This window comes from Algoriphagus ratkowskyi (genome assembly GCF_002150505.1).
GTDB classification, from domain to species: Bacteria; Bacteroidota; Bacteroidia; order Cytophagales; family Cyclobacteriaceae; genus Algoriphagus; species Algoriphagus ratkowskyi.
In genome coordinates, this window is record NZ_MSSV01000005.1 from 26,376 (window position 1) to 43,809 (window position 17,434).

Genomic DNA, 17,434 nt, shown 5'->3' on the forward strand with positions numbered 1-17,434 from the left:
TCACTATTTCTCCTCAGAAATTTATTCATTTCTCATTTAGGCTTTTTTAAACTAATTGATAAGCTACCTTATCAAAGCAGTCATTAAAATTTTTCTCAAGCTTAAACACCTCACTTTCTATGAAATACTTTCTTATTAACGTAATAGCAGAGGTATGCACTTCCTGCACCAACTACCGCCCCGGCTAGTACGTCCCTAGGATAATGAACCCCTAAATCCATTCGTGAATAGGCCACTGTAGAAGCCCACAAGTATGAAGGAGCGATGACATACCATTTTCGATAACTAAGACTCAAAGAAGTAGCCGTAGCAAATGCTGCTGAAGTATGACCAGAGGGAAAGGAAGGGCTGTTTGGGTCGAGCACATTATTTATAAAAGAATACGTTTCGTAAGGTCTAGGTCGATCTACACTATACTTAAGTGCGGACGTGATTAGGGTAGAAACCACTAGAGTTTCAGCAATAAATAAACCCTTATGGGTCATTTCCTTATTTTTTTCGAGCAGTCCTACAGATAGAATTATTGCAGGCGTGGCGATACTGATGGGCGTGACTGTATTACTGATAAATTCAAATGCGGGATCTAGTTTCTCGTTTCTGTTTAGGTTGATGTTTTTTAAAATATCAATATCTAAGTTTTGTGAAAATCCTGGAACTGACAGAGTCAGAAAGAGAAGTAAACTGACTATTTTTTTCATAATTCCTTGGCGAAAGCGATATCTGAACGTTGCTGAAAAGTAATTAGTATCAATTCTTTTTTTCTACCACCATATAGTCATACACACTTTTTGAAATACCTGCCAATTGCTCAGTTCCGACAACAAAATCCTCTAAATTCTTAGATAGCAAAACCAATACGTAGGAGCGACCATCTGGCAAATAGATAATTCCCGCATCATGGTGAACGCCAGTAATGGATCCCGTTTTGTGAGCGACGGTCACTTCTTTAGGCAGGTAAAAAGGAATGATCTCTTTGAATTGTTGATCTTTCATGATCGCGATCATCTCCTTACAATCGGCTTCCGTTCCAGCGGTGTTTTCAGCTATAGCTTTCATGATCATCATGAGGTCTTTGGCAGTTGTGGAGTTACTCAGTCCTAGATCAAAAGCCTTCTGATCCTCCACTCCTCGTAGGACTTGAATCTTTTCAGCTCCTAAGTCTCGCATGGTAGCTGTAACATTCCTGGCTCCAACCAATTCTATAAGAACATTGGTAGCCAAATTACTGCTTACCGTAATCATAGGATATAAAAGATCATTTAGGGTAACTACCGACCCAATTTTTCCATAAATCACATCGTCACTGTCATCTCCTATATCCATACTGTACAGACTAGAATCGACAATACTTTTAAACTCATTTTTTAGAAAAATAGTATCACTCAAATTCAGCTTTCCCTGAGCCTGATGCTTGTATAGTTCGATCATCACAGGCACTTTCATAGTACTGGCCGCATGAAATTCCTCATCAGCATTGATCTGTAAACTATCGCTAGAATCAGACAAATTGTAAAAAGCTACTGCCACATTTCCTTGGATGGAATCGATTTGAGATTGAATAGTTGTTTGAAGTAATTCTAATTTTGATACTTTTTCTTGGCAGGAGAAAAGGAAAGAAACAACTATCAAACAGCTAATTCTACAATGGAAACGTCTCATAAATAGGTGGACTGTTTTAAAAATAGTGATTAATACACACTCAATGTAATTGCTTTTTTTCGCTTAGAAAACCGAGAAATCCAATCATACTTACCATTTTTAGGCAACTCAACCCAAAAATCATCTTTACCTATGAAATTCAATATCCCCTCCTTTCTAGCACTCGCATTATTCTATCTCGTAACATTTCATGCAATTGCCAGCGTAGACACTGTCACCACCTTCAGTGCAGCTATGCAAAAAGAGATCAAGGCTGTGGTAATCACTCCCAAAGAATATAGCCAAGACAAGGATTATCCAGTGGTTTATTTGCTTCATGGATACTCGGGCAACTATAAGAATTGGATCGAAAAAGTCCCACAACTGGAGTCGTATGCCGATCAGTATGGATTGATCATCGTGACACCAGATGGAAACTTTGGGAGCTGGTACTGGGATAGCCCTGAGGTGGCAGACTCCAAGTATGAGACTTACGTAGGAAAAGAATTAGTGGAATTTATCGATAATGAATACAGCACGATTCCTAGTCGCGAAGGAAGAGCAATTACTGGCTTGAGCATGGGCGGACATGGAGCACTTTATTTGGCCTTTCGTCATCAGGACACTTATGGCTCTGCTGGAAGTCTAAGTGGTGGTGTGGATATAGGGCCTTTTCCAGAGAACTGGGAGATGAAAAAGTATCTTGGCATAAAAGCTGAAAACCCTGAACGCTGGGAAGAATATTCTGTGATGTATCAAAGTAATCGTCTACTTCCGAATAAGTTAGCATTAATTATCAGCTGCGGCACAGCCGATTTCTTCTACAATGTAAATGTCAAACTGCATGAAAAATTAGCTTACAACAACATCCCACACACATTCATGACTGGTCCGGGAGGCCATACTTGGGAGTACTGGGCCGATGCCGTGCAATATCAGTTGCTGTTCTTTCACAATTATTTCGAAGCTGGGAAATAGGCGATTGCCTAGCCCTCATTGAAATTTCGCGTTGTATATTCAGCCTTCAGCTATTGTTGATTATTTACCAGATTATCTAAAGAAACCCCAATGCTAAACCGCCGTGATTTTATAAAACAGACAGGACTTGCGCTATCAGTTGCCAGTTTTGGTATGTCAAGCTATACTTTTCCTAAAGTAAACTCCTACAAAATGGGGCTTCAACTTTTCACCATCAGGGCTCCAATGGCTCAAGACCCTAAGCTATCCTTGAAAACAATCGCTGGCTTTGGCTATCAGGATACCGAAACCTACGGTTACGATGGAGAAAAACAGGCATTTTATGGAATGCCAGCCACTGATTTCAAGAAAGTACTAGAAGACAATTCCCTAATTAGTACCTCTGGTCATTATGATTTTATAAAATATTTCAATGGATCAACTGAAGAGCTATTACGCTATACGGATCAAAGTATAGAAGGAGCACATGCATTAGGCCAAAAATACATTACCTGGCCTTGGCTGGATCCAGAATCCCGATCAATTGAAAAGTTTAAGATTTTGACAGATAAGCTGAATGAGATCGGCGAGCGAGTAAATAAGGCCGGACTTGGTTTTGCGTACCACAATCACAATTTTGAATTTATTGAGCAAAATGGCGAAATAGGTTACGATATTATTTTGCAAAATACAGATCCAGAATTGGTCAAACTTCAGATCGATTTGTATTGGGTAGCTCATAGCTCCCCATATACTGCTCACGAGCTTTTTATGAAAGCACCAGGTCGATTTGTAATGTGGCACATCAAAGACATGGACAAAGTCAACAGAGACTACACTGAGATGGGAAATGGATCGATAGATTATACGAAGATTCTCCCAGATGCATCTCTTTCAGGGATGGAGTTTTACTACATCGAACAAGGAGGTAACTTTGCCCAAGACCCCATTCAGAGCGTAAAAGATAGTGCTGAGTACTTTAAAAAGAACTTGACCAACTTGTTTGGCTAATCTTCATCTAAAAGATTTTGAATTTAAGTCCAAAAATATCTGAGACTATGGTTGATTACTTACTCTTTTGCGCATGCATATGGCCAATAAAGCCCACTAATCCACCAGCGGTGCGGAAATCACATATCTAAGCAATATTTTTAGGGGTAAAATAAACCAAATATGAAAAAGAGATACTTATTAGGCATGGGTCTGATGTTGCTTCTTGGGAGTAATGTTCAAGCCCAAGACGAAATAATTGACAAAATTATTAAAGAGGAAACCGATAACTCCCAACTTAAGCAGATCGGACATGAATTGATGGACGGTATAGGCCCGAGACTGGTTGGATCACCTCAAATGCAGCAAGCCCATGACTGGGCTGTCGCAAAATACAAAGGCTGGGGCATTGAAGCTCGCAATGAGCAATGGGGCGAATGGAGAGGCTGGGAAAGAGGAATTACACATATTGATATGGTGGCACCTTGGACTAGATCTCTTTCTGGAACTCAACTTGCTTGGAGCCCATCATCTCCTAAAGGTGGAGCTAAGGGTGAAGTGGTAACTCTTCCAGATTTGGCAGACTCTGTAGCTTTCGCAAAATGGCTCCCTTCTGTAAAAGGAAAGTATGTAATGATCTCAGCTCCTCAATTGACAGGCCGTCCAGATTACAACTGGGAGGAATTCGCAACGGAAGAGTCTTTCACCAAAATGAAAGAAGATCGTACTGCATCCAATGCAGATTGGAATTCAAGACTTCAAAAAACTGGTAAAGGAAGAAGAGATTTGCCTACAGCTCTTGAAAATGCTGGTGCATTAGGACTCATCACTTCTAACTGGTCTCAAGGATTTGGAGCAAATAAGATTTTCTCTGCATCTACTAAAAAAGTACCCACTGTAGATTTATCATTGGAAGATTACGGCCTACTTTTCAGACTTGCTGAAGGTGGAAGCAAACCAATGATTAACCTCAATGCTCAATCTAAAGAGAATGGCATGGTGCCAACATTCAACACCATCGCTGAGATCAAAGGAACTGAGAAGCCTGACGAATATGTGGTGCTTTCTGCACACTTTGACTCATGGGATGGCGGTACTGGAGCTACTGACAACGGTACAGGTTCTATCATGATGATGGAAGTGATGCGAGTTTTAAAGAAAGTATATCCTAATCCTAAAAGAACAATCTTGGTAGGTCACTGGGGTTCTGAAGAGCAAGGCTTGAACGGCTCTAGAGGTTTCGTAGAAGACCATCCTGAAATGATGCCAAAGATCCAAGCACTTTTCAACCAAGACAATGGTACTGGCCGAGTAGCCAACGTTTCCGGACAAGGCTTCGTGCATAGTTACGAATACCTAGGAAGATGGATGTCTAAAGTACCTAGAAATATCACCAGAGACGTTGAATCATCTTTCCCTGGCAATCCAGGTGGTGGAGGATCTGACTATGCTTCTTTCGTAGCTGCAGGCGTTCCAGCGTTCTCTTTGAGCTCATTGAGCTGGTCATATGGCAACTACACATGGCACACCAACTTGGATACGTATGATAAAATCGTTTTTGATGACGTTCAAAACAACGTTATTATGGCTGCTATCATGGTTTACATGGCTAGTGAAGAAGAAGGAATGGTTTCTAAAGAAGTAAGAATTCCTATCGGAAGAAATGGCCAGCCAACAGAATGGCCTGCTGTACGCTCTCCTACTAGAAAAGGTGGAGTAGAGTAATCAACAATACCTAACTAAATAATGAAGCCACGGGATTTTTCTCGTGGCTTTTTTTGTATTTATTCTTTATGCAAAGGCCACTAAGGGCATCGATTAGGACTCAATAGAACCCCTCGCGCCTCATAGAGAATTAGATTGAAGCCCAAATTCCAAAACATTGGAAAATAAGAATCTTAATACAATCACATATTTCTGCCATTCTGACTTCATAGCAAACGCAATTATAACTATTTGTTGCATGCTCGAATTTAAGCTTCACCTTCCCTTCGAAAACTTATCGTGCTTTGCTGTCAGAAAAATTTTTCTATCACCATGCTTCTAACCCATATTAGGGCATTACCAAAAAGGTTTTGTAAATTTCTGACAAACCTCTCATGTCATGAATAGATTCCTCTTACTCTTCTTATTGGCTATTGCTTCCTTTCAACTAAATGTACTGGCTCAACAAAAGATTCTGCATGAAGCAGTTGAAAGGGCAGAGAAGGAAGGATTTTCTGGTGTAATTCTCGTAGCTGAAAATGGCAAGATCCTTTTCGAAGATGCAATGGGGATGCGCACCTACGAAAATCGCATTTTGCTCCATGAAGATGATACTTTCGAACTGGCGTCACTCTCCAAGCAATTCACAGCCATGATGATCATGATGTGCGAAGAAAAAGGATTGTTAGCCTTCGATGATCAAGCTGCCAAATATATAGAAACTCCCTATCCAGGAATCACGATTCGTCATCTACTCACTCACACCAGCGGACTTCCTGACTATCAAGCTATAATGGATGCTCACTGGGACAAAAGCAAAGTTGCCGGCAATCAGGAGATCCTCGAATACCTGCGGGAGTATGCACCTGTGAAATCATTTGAACCAGGTGAACAATACGAATACAGCAACACAGGTTATGTTTTGCTGGCAAGTATTGTGGAAAAAGCCACTGGAAAAGACTTTGTGGAGCTAATGAGGGAATGGATTTTTCAACCTCTGAAAATGAAAAGTACCGACATTCGATCCTTGGCGGAAAAAGCGGAGGTTCAAACTTTTGCAGCAGGCCATCTTAAAAATAAAGAAGGCCACTATGTTAATGCTAATACTTTTCATTCGTCAGATTACACAGTATGGCTAGGCAATAGAAAAGGCCCTGGAAGAGTCAGTAGCAATGTGGAGGATTTATTGAAATGGGATCAAGCACTATACAGCAATACATTGGTTTCTGAGGAAACTCTTGAAGAAGCCTTTACGCCATTCAAATTAACTAATGAGAGAAGGAGCTATTACGGATTTGGATGGGAGATCGAACCCAAAAGTCCCTTCGGGAAAATGGTGATGCACACTGGTGACAATCCTGGGTACAAAACAATCATCGTCCGCTTCATTGAAGAAAACAAAACGATAATTATCCTGAATAATAATGCTCATCCCGACATGATGAGATTGGTGGAAGCTGCTACACTTTCTCTAGGGAAATGGTAGAAAATGCTTGAAAATCCTATGGCGGCAACTGGAAGACAGTGGTAACCAAATTTCAATCATCTTATTAGACGGAACACCGAAGCGGCCTTAACTCTAGGGTTTAGCAATTTATAAGATGGCTTTTATCCCTACTAAAAAGAAGATAATTATACAATTTAATCCCCCAAAGCAGCCATTCTGAAGGTACTGACGACAGGAACTTCATGTTCTTTTGCCATAATCTCTTCGAACTTTTTGATCAAATCCGGATGCTGAGCAGCTATATTATTCTGCTCCAAAATATCTGCTGAGAGATCATACAACTCAATATTCAAATTGTTCTCTTTCACTATATTTTGTCTCACCGCTTTCCAATTCCCCATTCTCACGGCCTGCTGACCGCCAGTTTCCGGAAACTCCCAATAGAGGTATTCATGCTTTTCCTGTTCCTTGCCCATCAACTCTGGGAGGAAACTTTTCCCATCCATCTCTTCAGAAATAGGCATGCCTACCAGTTCTGCTAGGGTAGGAAATATGTCGTAAAAAACTGAAATGTGATCCGAAGTACTTTGCTTGATCTTGCCTGGCCAGCTTACCAGCATTGGTACTCTGATTCCTCCTTCATACAAGAAACCTTTGGTTCTACCGTAGCCATTAGTGAATGGAGCAGAACTTTCGAAGTAATCAAAATCTACCCCACCCGTGTAAGTTGGTCCATTGTCGCTTGTGACGATGATCATGGTATTTTCCTCCAAACCCAACTCTATCAACTTCGCTCTGATTTCTCCGATCTGCTGATCTAGTTTGGTGATCATCGCAGCATAAGTCGCATTAGGAAATTGATTAGGGAAGTAACCCTGCTTTCCATCGTATGGATCTTCTGCCCCGAGCTCCGAGATATAGCCTTCTCTATCCGTACCGGGAATCTGTAAGGGAACATGTGGAAGTGGAGAAGCATAATAAAGGAAAAATGGCTCATCCTTATTTTCAACAATGAAATTCATAGCTTTCTCATGCATCAAGTCTGGAGCATACTCATTTTGCTCGTATTTGGCATAACTCGCTGGATCATTTGGATCAGCACCTTGATCCAGTTTAGTAGTTGGTACTACCAAATCGTTATCCAAAGGAATTTTCTCTCGGTTTTCCCAGAGGTGAGTTGGATAGAGATTATGTGCTTGGCGCTGGCAATTGTATCCGTAGAAATAGTCGAATCCCAAGTTATTTGGAATTCCATCTGTCAGTGGCGCTCCAAGTCCCCACTTTCCCACTATGCCTGTTTTATATCCAGCTCGTTGAAGCATTTTGCTCATCGTTTCTGTATCCAAGGGCAAATTTCGCTGACCTTCTAGGTTTGGGTCTGCAGATGCTTTTGCATAATCCCACACATCACCTCGCTCTTTCATTGCATCATTGCCACGAATGTAGGTATGCCCCATGTGCAAGCCTGTAAGCAATACAGATCGTGCAGGCGCACACACTGGAGCTCCAGAATAATGATTGGTGAAAATCATTCCAGTCGCTGACAAGGCATCAATATTTGGTGTTTTGATCTTTTTTTGACCTTGATAACCTACTTCGCCATAACCTAGATCATCAGCTAAAATTAAAATTACATTCGGCTTTTTAGGGTTCTGTTCTTCTGCTGTTTCACAGGAAAAAATGAGGATCAAAAAGAAAAGAGGGAGAATACTTCGAGTCATATTTTACTAGGATTAAGATTTAAAACTAGATCAATTTTATTGCTTTCGTAAGCCGTTCATCCCTATTTCCAGAAATAAGATGAAATGGAAAACCGCTTTCCAAAGCTAATTTCGTGTATAAATCAAGAAAATAGTTCCGCATTTTCAACTCAGGATATTCTCTTAATGGGTCGGGAGTCCAAGGTAAATCTGTATCTGTCAGCAAGATCAAATCATAGCTTCTCTGGGCAATTTGCTCAATTACCCAAGGATCAGTTTTCCCGAATCTATGCTCCGACCAGATGTGGATAACTCGCAAATCTGTATCGCAAAAAAGATAATTCTTAGCTTTTTCAGCGATAGCATCTTCCAAAGCAACTTGCCCTTTTCCGATCTTTAACATATCCTCATAGCAGTATTCTCTCTCTAGGTCATCAAGATATTCTCTTGCATACTCTGGTACCCACGGCTCCCCATAGTAATTAGCAAGATCTTGCGCCAATGTGCTTTTCCCGGTAGATTCCGGGCCAAGAATTAGGATTCGTTTTGGTTTAAGCATTATTAGTTTTTTAACCGCAGAGGACTCTGAGTTTTCGCGGAGGGGCACAAAGCAAAATTTTTCATTTCTATGAATTGGGCTGAAAGCCCAAGATATTCAAGCCCAGCCAGAAGGGCTGGGTTAATATTTTATTAGATTCCCCTAAAGCTTTGACAGAGCGAAATAGAAGACTTTTATATAAATTGAACCTCATTTTTTCTCGCTGATTTGATCCATGCAATTAATCCCAAAATAGCCAAAACAGTAAAGAATAAGTATTGAAATGATGTCAATACTAATCCTTTGTAGAAATACAGTGGGACGGCTACAAGATCTGTTACAATCCAAAATATCCAGTTTTCCACTTTCTTTTTGGCCATCAGCCACATCCCCACAAATGCTGATGCGGTAGTAAAGGAATCCCAATAAGGCACATCGCTATCTGTATAATTGACCAGCACATAAACCAAAATGACATAGGACAAAACTAAAATCCCTATTGAAATCGCCCATCCTCGAGCATTCAGCCAAGTCACAGGCAACTGAGCTTTTCCCTCCTTTGGATGCGTCCACACATACCAGCCATAGATAGACATGCTGAAATAATACGCGTTGATTCCCATGTCCGCGTACAACTTGTATTGCAAACAAATCCACACATAGATCAAGGTTGAAATAATCCCTGTCGGGTAAACCCAAATGTGTTCCCGCATAGAATAAAACACAGACGCAATCCCAAAAAATACTGCAAATGCCTCCAGCCAGGTCATATTCTGTAGACCTTCCGCCAAACCATCTAGCAGGTATTGCAATTCCATGATGCGAAGAAAAGAATTTATATTGGAAGATTAGAAAATTGGAAGTACTTGTCCGACTTGGCGGATTGAAAAATTATTCTTCGAGAAAGTGGTTTTAAATTCATAACCTCCCCAACTTTTTCCTGACTTTGGCTGTTCCTTTCGTAACTTTGTCCCCTATGACTTTGAGCACTTTGCCTAGTACAACCAACATCGACTCACTCGATCCCAGAGAATTTATTATCATCAAAAATGCCCGGGTGAACAACCTGAAAAGCCTTAGTGTGGCGATTCCGCGTAATAAATTTGTGGTTGTCACGGGGCTTTCGGGTTCTGGAAAATCCTCCTTGGCATTCGATACACTTTTTGCCGAAGGCCAACGCATGTATGTGGAGAGCTTAAGTTCCTATGCCCGTCAGTTTCTCGGCAGAATGGAAAAACCCGATGTCGAATATATCAAAGGTGTAGCTCCTGCTATCGCAATTCAGCAAAAAGTAAACACTAAAAATCCTAGATCCACAGTCGGAACGACCACAGAAATCTATGATTATCTGAAGCTGCTTTTCTCCAGAGTAGGAAAGACAATCTCTCCGGTGTCGGGAAAAGAAGTAAAGCACCACACCGTCACGGACATAGTTGATTATGTTCAATCATTCGAAGAAGGCTCGAAAGTAATGATTTCCTGCCCACTACAAATCGAGCGTGGTAGAAAGATCAATCAGGAGCTAGAATTGCTTTTGCAAAAAGGATATACAAGAATTCTGATCGATGATGAGGCATATTTTGTAGAAGATCTACTTCAGGAAAAAAAGATCCCAAAAGGGAAATATGAGATATTGATTGACAGGGTTGCTGTTCATAAAGAAGATGAGGACAATCAATTTCGAATCGCAGATTCAGTGCAAACAGCTTTTTACGAAGGACATGGAGATTGTAAAATCACGATTCCAGAACAAGAGACAAAAAGCTTTTCAGATCGATTCGAATTGGATGGAATGCAGTTCGAAATCCCTTCGGTCAACTTTTTCTCCTTCAATAATCCTTTCGGTGCTTGCCGAACCTGTGAGGGCTTTGGAAATGTGCTGGGAATAGATACTGATTTGGTAATTCCTGAGAAAGATCTTTCAGTTTACGAAGGTGCGATTGCTCCATGGCGTGGAGAATCTTCCCGTAGCTGGGTTGAGCCTTTATTGAAAAAAGGAATCGAATTCGACTTCCCTATTCACCGAGCTTACGAGGATCTGAGCGACAAGGAAAAAGCATTGCTTTGGACTGGAAACAAGTATTTCAAAGGTCTGGATGCATTTTTCGAAGATCTAGAAACCAAAACATATAAGATTCAGTACCGCGTGATGCTCTCCCGTTTTAGGGGTCGCACCACTTGTCCGGATTGTAAGGGAACTCGCTTGCGGAAGGATGCTTCATACGTCAAAATAGCAGATAAATCTATTATCGACATCGTATTGATGCCGATTGATGAGGCATTGCAATTTTTCAATACCCTTGAACTTCCTCCACATCAGGCCAAAATCGCCAACAGATTGCTGAAAGAAGTGCAGAGTCGCTTGGAATATATGGATCAGGTTGGCTTGGGCTATTTGACTTTAAATCGCTTGACTTCCTCACTTTCCGGAGGGGAATTTCAGCGGATCAAATTGGCGACTTCCTTAGGTTCGGCCTTAGTCGGATCGATGTATATCCTGGATGAGCCGAGCATTGGCCTTCACCCAAGAGATACAGATCGATTAGTAGAAGTTTTGAAAGCACTTCGCGACATGGGTAATACTGTAATCGTGGTGGAGCATGAGGAAAAGGTCATGAAAGCCGCCGATCAGATTATTGACATTGGGCCAGATGCGGGTGTTCATGGTGGAGAATTGCTTTTCCAAGGTTCCATTGAAGAATTGATGAGCTCAGCACAGACGCATACTGCAAAGTATTTACGTGGGGAAGAGCAAATCTTCAAAAAAGATGGTAACCGCCCTTGGAAAGACTCTATTCTCGTGAAAGGCGCAAGAGAAAACAACCTGAAAAACATCTCAGTCAAATTCCCGCTCAATACGCTGACATGTGTAACTGGGGTTTCAGGTTCTGGAAAATCCACCTTGGTGAAGAAAGTGCTTTATCCAGCTTTGGGTAAAATGCTGGGTACTGTCATAGACGAAAGTGGAAAGTATGACAAGATCGAAGGCGATTATAAATCTATTTCTCAGGTGGAATTTGTGGATCAAAATCCTATCGGGAAGTCTTCTCGCTCCAATCCTGTGACCTATGTAAAAGCTTACGATGCGATAAGAATGCTCTTTTCTGAGCAACCAATTTCCAAGCAGAGAGCCTACAAACCAGCATTTTTCTCTTTCAATGTAGATGGTGGTCGCTGTGAAAACTGTGCCGGAGAAGGAATCACGACGGTGGAGATGCAGTTCATGGCAGATATCCACTTGACTTGCGAATCCTGTAAAGGCAAGCGATTTAAGAATGAGATTTTAGATGTCAAATATAAAGACAAAGACATTTCAGATGTCCTGGGTATGACTATCGATGAAGCCTTGGAATTCTTCAAGGGAAAAACCCAGATTATCAATAAACTTCAACCACTTCAGGAAGTTGGCTTGGGTTATATCGGTATGGGACAAAGCTCTAATACGCTTTCAGGCGGTGAAGCTCAGCGTGTGAAGTTGGCATCATTCCTTGGCAAAACAAGTAGCAAAACTAATGATCACATTCTCTTTATCTTCGATGAACCGACGACTGGCCTTCATTTCCACGATATCAAAAAACTCCTCCACTCCATCAATGCATTGATTGATCAAGGTCACTCGGTAATCATCATCGAGCATAATACTGAGGTTATCAAATCTGCAGATTGGGTGATTGATTTGGGACCAGAAGGTGGAAATAAGGGAGGTTATCTGACTTTCGAAGGAACTCCTGAGGATATGATGAAGGAAGAAGGAAATTATACTGCGAAGTATTTAAGGGAGGCCTTTGTGTAAACCTCCTGCGCGGTTTGTTCGTCATTGCGAGCAAAGCGAAGCAATCTCATCTAGCAAACAAAACTTCACTAGCGCAATTCTCCAATCTTACGTTTTCTTCATTGCAGTCTTCAGATTATTTAAAAAGACAGAATCTAAGGAATTAATCATTCTATTATGATCTAAATATAAAGCCTTATTTTAGACTGACCCAAAGAAAAACACTTGACCATGGCTGAAGAAGATATACGCTGGATACAACGCTTTTCTAATTTCAGTAAAGCGATGTATCATTTGGAAAACGCGCTTCAAATCCCCAATCCTGATATTGTTCAGAAAGCAGGAATTATTCAATTTTTTGAAATGAGCTTTGAATTAGCCTGGAACATGGTGAAAGATTACCTAGAGGAACAAGGTTTTGTGGACATCAAATCTCCAAGAAGTGCACTGAAGAAGGCTTTCGAAATGAACATCCTAGAAAATGGACATGATTGGATGGATCTATTGCAGGACAGAAACTTGACTGCACATACCTACGATGAACAGAAAGCAACTGATATGGAGCAATTAATCAGCAATAAATATTTCCCTTTATTGAAAGCCTTAAGAGATAGTTTCAACCAAAAACTTCATGAACAGTAAATTCGGACTTTTGGCGTCAGATGTAGAAGCAATTTTGAGTGTGCTGAGTAATCATGCTAAAGTGGAAAGGGCGTACATTTTTGGCAGCCGAGCTAAGGGGAATTATAGAACTGGAAGCGATGTAGATCTTGCTCTAAAAGGGTCAGAGATAGATTTTGACACAGTAAGTCAAATCAGCTATTTGCTCAACGAAGAAACTAATATGCCCTATAAGTTTGATGTGCTGAACTATCATTCTATCACTGAACCAAAATTATTGGTGCATATTGATCGGGTTGGAGTCGAGGTATATAGGCGGAGTTACAAGTCTTAGTTGTTAGAAAATTTAAATAAAGGAAAATCATTAAATTAATACTATGAGCATCCGACTTTTCAAGATTAGCTTCATCATAATGATTGTTTTTATTATCTTAAATATTGGGATATTTCTCTATTATTTTCATGATCAAGTAGTTTCAAGAAATATATCTGATTGGGCAAATTTCTCTAGCTACATAAGTGGAACAACTAGTGTTATCATATCTATTATGACATTATTAGTTACAATTTGTATAGCTAAGGCACTTAGCAATCTTGACGAAAAAAGGCACATTGCAAATATTGAATATGAAAAGAAAAGATTTACACGAGATTTAAGGGAGAAGAAATACGCTGAAGTATCTGAAAATCTCAATAGTTTTTGGCTCGCAATTAGGAATAAAAACGGGGGCGCAGATGAATTATATATTATTCGAACTAGATTTTTCCTTTTTGCAAAGTATAAAGACCATCTTTTTCCTAACCTTAATCGAAATGACCTTAAACCTATCGATGATATCTTAGTAGAGATCTTAGAAAAGATGGATAAAAACTTGGGTACCGACAATCCAGAGAATTTGGGACTTGTTGAAAAATTTCAAAAAGAAGTCAACTCTTTCCATAAAATAATGCAGGAATACATAACCACTCAATAAAATCACTAATTAAGGAAGAACTTACAGCTATATGAATATAATTAGAAAATTATTTGGCGGTAAATCCAATACTTCAGTAAAAGATGAAGTAATGTTAAATATATCTTCAATTTCAAATATCGAATTGCCTTCAAATTATAAAATAGCTGCGGAAACACAAATCCCAGCATTCTGTTCAATAGGTAATTTGATTTTTGAAAAAAAATATTTTGAAGCCATAAATTTAGGGGAAACACTTTTGAAAGAAACTCCTTACTCTGTTGGAGTTCATGTAAATCTCATGGATGCATATTTTAAAGCAAGAAAAGAAAATTCAACTTTCTATGATAAATCAATTGAACATGCCAGACTTGCAATGCTCTATGGGCACAACACAGGATATGCACAAAAAAAACTTGCAATAGGCCTTGAGAAACAAAGAAAAATCTATCAAGCCATACAAGTTTGTAATATAATACTAAGTGACGACTATCATTTCTCTAGGCATGGCTGCGGAAATATAGTTGAATTTGCTAACCGAAAAGAGAGGCTTTTAAAAAAAGTACCAAATTCTCTGGATGATGAAAATTCATTTCTTTTTACAGAAAGTGAAATTTCTTATATGATTAAACAAATTCAGGAAGATGATGAATTGATAGTACAAGAGGAAATAGAATATAAAAGAAAAATGGAACAGTTGAGAAAAGATTCAGACGCATTATGGGATAGTTTAATGAAAGGGAAATAATAACTTATAATACTTAGTTTACACCACCTCAGACGTGAACAATTTAACCCTACCTGCGAACTAGAAACTTCCTCACTCCCACCGCCTTCACTTTTTTCCGAAAGCGAATATCCTTCCTCAAATCTACAGATAACAATACCTTCATCGGCTCAAGTATCTTACATGGAGATCTGAAGGTCTTTAATAAGTTGAAGGGAAAGGGTGTTTTTAATCTCGATAGTAGTTATGAAACTATTTTACCATGAAAATCGAAAATTTGATTTACGGATTTCATGGTAAACTTTTGGTTGAAAAAAAAGGGAAGCCCTAAAGCTCCCCTGTTCTTTTATCCAACGCACTGATTGACATTGCTCCAAGAGCCACCGTTGATGACATCTTGAATACCATTTTGTTCCAAAATACCCTTGGCCTGCCCACTGCGGTTACCACTTTGGCAGAACACTACGATGTTTTTCTTTCCTTTGAATTTGGACAACTGGGAAGAGATTTTATCCAAAGGGATATTTACTGCTTCTTTAACACTTCCTGAAGAAAATTCTCCTGCGGAACGAACATCCACTAGAAATGCTCCTGCCTTTATAGCCTCGGTCACTTTACTATTGTCTTTTGCTCCGAATATTGATGATAAAAAACCCATGGTATAATTGTTTAATTTTTTACTGTTTCATTTCCTTTTTCTAACCACTCTTTCATTCCACCAGAATAGTTTTTAATATTTTCAAAGCCATTCTTTCTCAAAAGTGAATAAGCAATAGCTGCTCTATCTCCACTTTGGCAATGAATTACTACTTGCTTGTCCTTACTGATTTTATGAAGATTGTCTGGCAGAGTCCCTACGAACACGTGGTCGGCACCACTTACATGACCTGCAGCAAATTCTGTCGTATTTCTCACATCGACTACCTGCACATCCTCTTTTCCAATCAGAGGTTTGAACTCTTCGAGATCAATCACATCGGCAGTTTGTAGCTGTATATCTACCACACTCACGTCATCAATGAATCCGTAGATATTATCTAAGCCAATTCGCATTAGCTTGCGTGTGAGATCATCCATCTGAGTTTGATCAGCTACGAGTATGAATTGCTCTTGATAATTAAGCAACCAGCCTGCCCATGTAGAAAAGGAATTATTGCTTTGAATATTGATACTGTTTGGCAAAAAGCCTTTTGCAAAATCTACCTTATTTCTGGTGTCAATTACTTTCAACCCATCCTTGTATGCAGCTTGAAATTGATCCTTGCTAAGCTTTGGGTGCTTTGGCACTTCTACCAATAAGGGTCTATCCACCTTATTCAGGTGCTTCATCATCGCAAAATACTTCGGTGGCTCAGGCTGTCCATCCAACAAATAATCCACAAATCCTTCCTCGTCCGAAGCATATTGGAACGCCCAGTTCCTGATTTTCTCATAGCCAACCGTAGAGCTAGGAACCGCACCTAAGGCTTTGCCACAGGCTGATCCAGCTCCATGACCCGGCCAAACCTGAACATACTCTGGAAGTTGAGCAAATTGCTGAACAGACTCATACATCTGTTTTGCACCTTTCTCCTGTGTTCCTATCAATCCAGCAGCTTTTTCAAGTAAGTCTGGTCTTCCAATATCTCCTACAAACACAAAGTCACCCGTGAAGATCATTACTGGCTTGTCTGTGGCCGGATGATCTGTCAAAAGAAAACTGATACTCTCCGGAGTGTGACCTGGAGTATGGAGAACTTCCAAACTAAGATTTCCTAAATATATCTTGTCGCCATGATGGAGACCTTCGTGATCAAATTCATATTGCCATTCTGCAGGTCCTTCATCTGATAGGTACATGTTGGCACCAGTCACAGCAGCGAGTTCACGAGTACCGCTCAAGAAATCTGCGTGAATATGCGTCTCAGCAACATGGGTAATCTTCATGTTGTTTTGCTTGGCAATCTCCAAGTAAACATCCATGTCCCTTTGAGCATCAATTACAATTGCGACACCTTTTGCCTGACAGCCAATAAAGTAACTAGCTTGGGCCAGGGATTTGTCATATACATGTTGAAAATACATCGCTATAATATTTCTTATTAAACTTCGATTTAGTACTACAAATTACAGGCTTTTGATTTTGCCCTTCAGCAACTTTTGTCACATTAGCCTTTTATACTCGGTTTTTCTTCGTGAATACTTCATTTTTTGTGAAAAGATGCTGAAGACTGCAAACTAATTCAAAGAAATAGGCTTAGAAAAACCTCAATCTGGGACTTTCACCAAGCCTTTTTTTAATTGGTGATACAGGACATTACAATTCCTTTTAAATTCAGGCTATTAATTCCTTCCTCGGTTTGTGTCTCACAAACAGAAACAAATTCATGCTGTCATTCCATACTCCC

Annotated in this window: 16 protein-coding genes; 9 read left to right on the plus strand and 7 right to left on the minus strand. The window is 39.9% G+C overall.

Annotation, left to right across the window (positions count from 1 at the left end):
* Window positions 1-110: 110 nt before the first annotated feature.
* On the minus strand, window positions 111-698 hold the full coding sequence (locus BVH02_RS07250; protein WP_086500731.1) for a phosphatase PAP2 family protein: 588 nt from the start codon (window positions 696-698) through the stop codon (window positions 111-113).
* Between the two features lie 49 nt (window positions 699-747).
* A complete protein-coding gene (locus tag BVH02_RS07255) occupies window positions 748-1,659 on the minus strand; it encodes a serine hydrolase (protein ID WP_086500733.1) in 912 nt (303 codons plus the stop codon).
* Between the two features lie 132 nt (window positions 1,660-1,791).
* Here BVH02_RS07255 and BVH02_RS07260 point away from each other — a divergent pair, with 132 nt between their 5' ends.
* From BVH02_RS07260 to BVH02_RS07275, 4 genes are all read left to right on the plus strand, one after another.
* On the plus strand, window positions 1,792-2,616 hold the full coding sequence (locus BVH02_RS07260) for an alpha/beta hydrolase (protein ID WP_086500735.1): 825 nt from the start codon (window positions 1,792-1,794) through the stop codon (window positions 2,614-2,616).
* 90 nt (window positions 2,617-2,706) lie between these two features.
* Entirely contained in the window at window positions 2,707-3,606 is a 900-nt protein-coding gene (locus tag BVH02_RS07265) for a sugar phosphate isomerase/epimerase family protein (RefSeq protein WP_223271839.1), read from the plus strand.
* A gap of 162 nt (window positions 3,607-3,768) precedes the next feature.
* Entirely contained in the window at window positions 3,769-5,310 is a 1,542-nt protein-coding gene (locus tag BVH02_RS07270; RefSeq protein WP_086500737.1) for a M20/M25/M40 family metallo-hydrolase, read from the plus strand.
* 379 nt (window positions 5,311-5,689) lie between these two features.
* Entirely contained in the window at window positions 5,690-6,775 is a 1,086-nt protein-coding gene (locus BVH02_RS07275) for a serine hydrolase domain-containing protein (protein WP_086500740.1), read from the plus strand.
* A 155-nt stretch (window positions 6,776-6,930) separates the two neighbouring features.
* On the opposite strand, the gene BVH02_RS07280 is transcribed toward BVH02_RS07275, so the two are convergent.
* From BVH02_RS07280 to pnuC, 3 genes are all read right to left on the minus strand, one after another.
* A complete protein-coding gene (locus BVH02_RS07280; protein ID WP_086500742.1) occupies window positions 6,931-8,457 on the minus strand; it encodes an arylsulfatase in 1,527 nt (508 codons plus the stop codon).
* Between the two features lie 25 nt (window positions 8,458-8,482).
* Window positions 8,483-8,995: an AAA family ATPase gene (locus BVH02_RS07285; RefSeq protein ID WP_086500744.1), complete on the minus strand. Its 513-nt coding sequence runs from the start codon at window positions 8,993-8,995 to the stop codon at window positions 8,483-8,485.
* Between the two features lie 173 nt (window positions 8,996-9,168).
* A complete protein-coding gene (gene pnuC / locus BVH02_RS07290) occupies window positions 9,169-9,792 on the minus strand; it encodes a nicotinamide riboside transporter PnuC (RefSeq protein WP_086500746.1) in 624 nt (207 codons plus the stop codon).
* Window positions 9,793-9,950: 158 nt separating this feature from the next.
* On the opposite strand from pnuC, the gene uvrA reads away from it, so the two are divergent.
* The 5 genes from uvrA (at window position 9,951) to BVH02_RS07315 (ending at window position 15,068) form a co-directional block, all read left to right on the plus strand.
* Window positions 9,951-12,767, plus strand: a complete 2,817-nt coding sequence (gene uvrA, locus BVH02_RS07295; protein ID WP_086500748.1) for an excinuclease ABC subunit UvrA — start codon at window positions 9,951-9,953, stop codon at window positions 12,765-12,767.
* Between the two features lie 210 nt (window positions 12,768-12,977).
* Entirely contained in the window at window positions 12,978-13,388 is a 411-nt protein-coding gene (locus tag BVH02_RS07300; RefSeq protein WP_086500750.1) for a nucleotidyltransferase substrate binding protein, read from the plus strand.
* Entirely contained in the window at window positions 13,378-13,701 is a 324-nt protein-coding gene (locus tag BVH02_RS07305) for a nucleotidyltransferase domain-containing protein (protein WP_086500751.1), read from the plus strand. The genes BVH02_RS07300 and BVH02_RS07305 overlap by 11 nt, the downstream gene beginning before the upstream one ends.
* Before the next feature lie 43 nt (window positions 13,702-13,744).
* Window positions 13,745-14,341, plus strand: a complete 597-nt coding sequence (locus BVH02_RS07310; protein WP_086500752.1) for a hypothetical protein — start codon at window positions 13,745-13,747, stop codon at window positions 14,339-14,341.
* A 31-nt stretch (window positions 14,342-14,372) separates the two neighbouring features.
* The gene (locus BVH02_RS07315) at window positions 14,373-15,068 is read left to right on the plus strand and encodes a hypothetical protein (protein WP_086500753.1); all 696 of its coding nucleotides are present in this window, start codon (window positions 14,373-14,375) and stop codon (window positions 15,066-15,068) included.
* Window positions 15,069-15,393: 325 nt separating this feature from the next.
* On the opposite strand, the gene BVH02_RS07320 is transcribed toward BVH02_RS07315, so the two are convergent.
* Window positions 15,394-15,705 carry a rhodanese-like domain-containing protein gene (locus BVH02_RS07320; RefSeq protein WP_086500754.1) on the minus strand — a complete coding sequence of 104 codons (312 nt, stop codon included), beginning with the start codon at window positions 15,703-15,705 and terminating at the stop codon, window positions 15,394-15,396.
* An 11-nt stretch (window positions 15,706-15,716) separates the two neighbouring features.
* The gene (locus BVH02_RS07325) at window positions 15,717-17,111 is read right to left on the minus strand and encodes an MBL fold metallo-hydrolase (protein WP_086500755.1); all 1,395 of its coding nucleotides are present in this window, start codon (window positions 17,109-17,111) and stop codon (window positions 15,717-15,719) included.
* Window positions 17,112-17,434: the final 323 nt, after the last annotated feature.

What these genes read in the sequence shown, in the direction of transcription:
- BVH02_RS07325 (WP_086500755.1), bottom strand. Translation starts at nt 17,111, where the DNA reads ATGTATTTTCAACATGTATATGACAAATCCCTGGCCCAAGCTAGTTAC.
- BVH02_RS07300 (WP_086500750.1), top strand. Translation starts at nt 12,978, where the DNA reads ATGGCTGAAGAAGATATACGCTGGATACAACGCTTTTCTAATTTCAGT.
- BVH02_RS07285 (WP_086500744.1), bottom strand. Translation starts at nt 8,995, where the DNA reads ATGCTTAAACCAAAACGAATCCTAATTCTTGGCCCGGAATCTACCGGG.
- BVH02_RS07280 (WP_086500742.1), bottom strand. Translation starts at nt 8,457, where the DNA reads ATGACTCGAAGTATTCTCCCTCTTTTCTTTTTGATCCTCATTTTTTCC.
- pnuC (WP_086500746.1), bottom strand. Translation starts at nt 9,792, where the DNA reads ATGGAATTGCAATACCTGCTAGATGGTTTGGCGGAAGGTCTACAGAAT.
- BVH02_RS07315 (WP_086500753.1), top strand. Translation starts at nt 14,373, where the DNA reads ATGAATATAATTAGAAAATTATTTGGCGGTAAATCCAATACTTCAGTA.
- BVH02_RS07250 (WP_086500731.1), bottom strand. Translation starts at nt 698, where the DNA reads ATGAAAAAAATAGTCAGTTTACTTCTCTTTCTGACTCTGTCAGTTCCA.
- BVH02_RS07305 (WP_086500751.1), top strand. Translation starts at nt 13,378, where the DNA reads ATGAACAGTAAATTCGGACTTTTGGCGTCAGATGTAGAAGCAATTTTG.
- BVH02_RS07310 (WP_086500752.1), top strand. Translation starts at nt 13,745, where the DNA reads ATGAGCATCCGACTTTTCAAGATTAGCTTCATCATAATGATTGTTTTT.
- BVH02_RS07255 (WP_086500733.1), bottom strand. Translation starts at nt 1,659, where the DNA reads ATGAGACGTTTCCATTGTAGAATTAGCTGTTTGATAGTTGTTTCTTTC.
- BVH02_RS07320 (WP_086500754.1), bottom strand. Translation starts at nt 15,705, where the DNA reads ATGGGTTTTTTATCATCAATATTCGGAGCAAAAGACAATAGTAAAGTG.
- BVH02_RS07265 (WP_223271839.1), top strand. Translation starts at nt 2,707, where the DNA reads ATGCTAAACCGCCGTGATTTTATAAAACAGACAGGACTTGCGCTATCA.
- uvrA (WP_086500748.1), top strand. Translation starts at nt 9,951, where the DNA reads ATGACTTTGAGCACTTTGCCTAGTACAACCAACATCGACTCACTCGAT.
- BVH02_RS07275 (WP_086500740.1), top strand. Translation starts at nt 5,690, where the DNA reads ATGAATAGATTCCTCTTACTCTTCTTATTGGCTATTGCTTCCTTTCAA.
- BVH02_RS07260 (WP_086500735.1), top strand. Translation starts at nt 1,792, where the DNA reads ATGAAATTCAATATCCCCTCCTTTCTAGCACTCGCATTATTCTATCTC.
- BVH02_RS07270 (WP_086500737.1), top strand. Translation starts at nt 3,769, where the DNA reads ATGAAAAAGAGATACTTATTAGGCATGGGTCTGATGTTGCTTCTTGGG.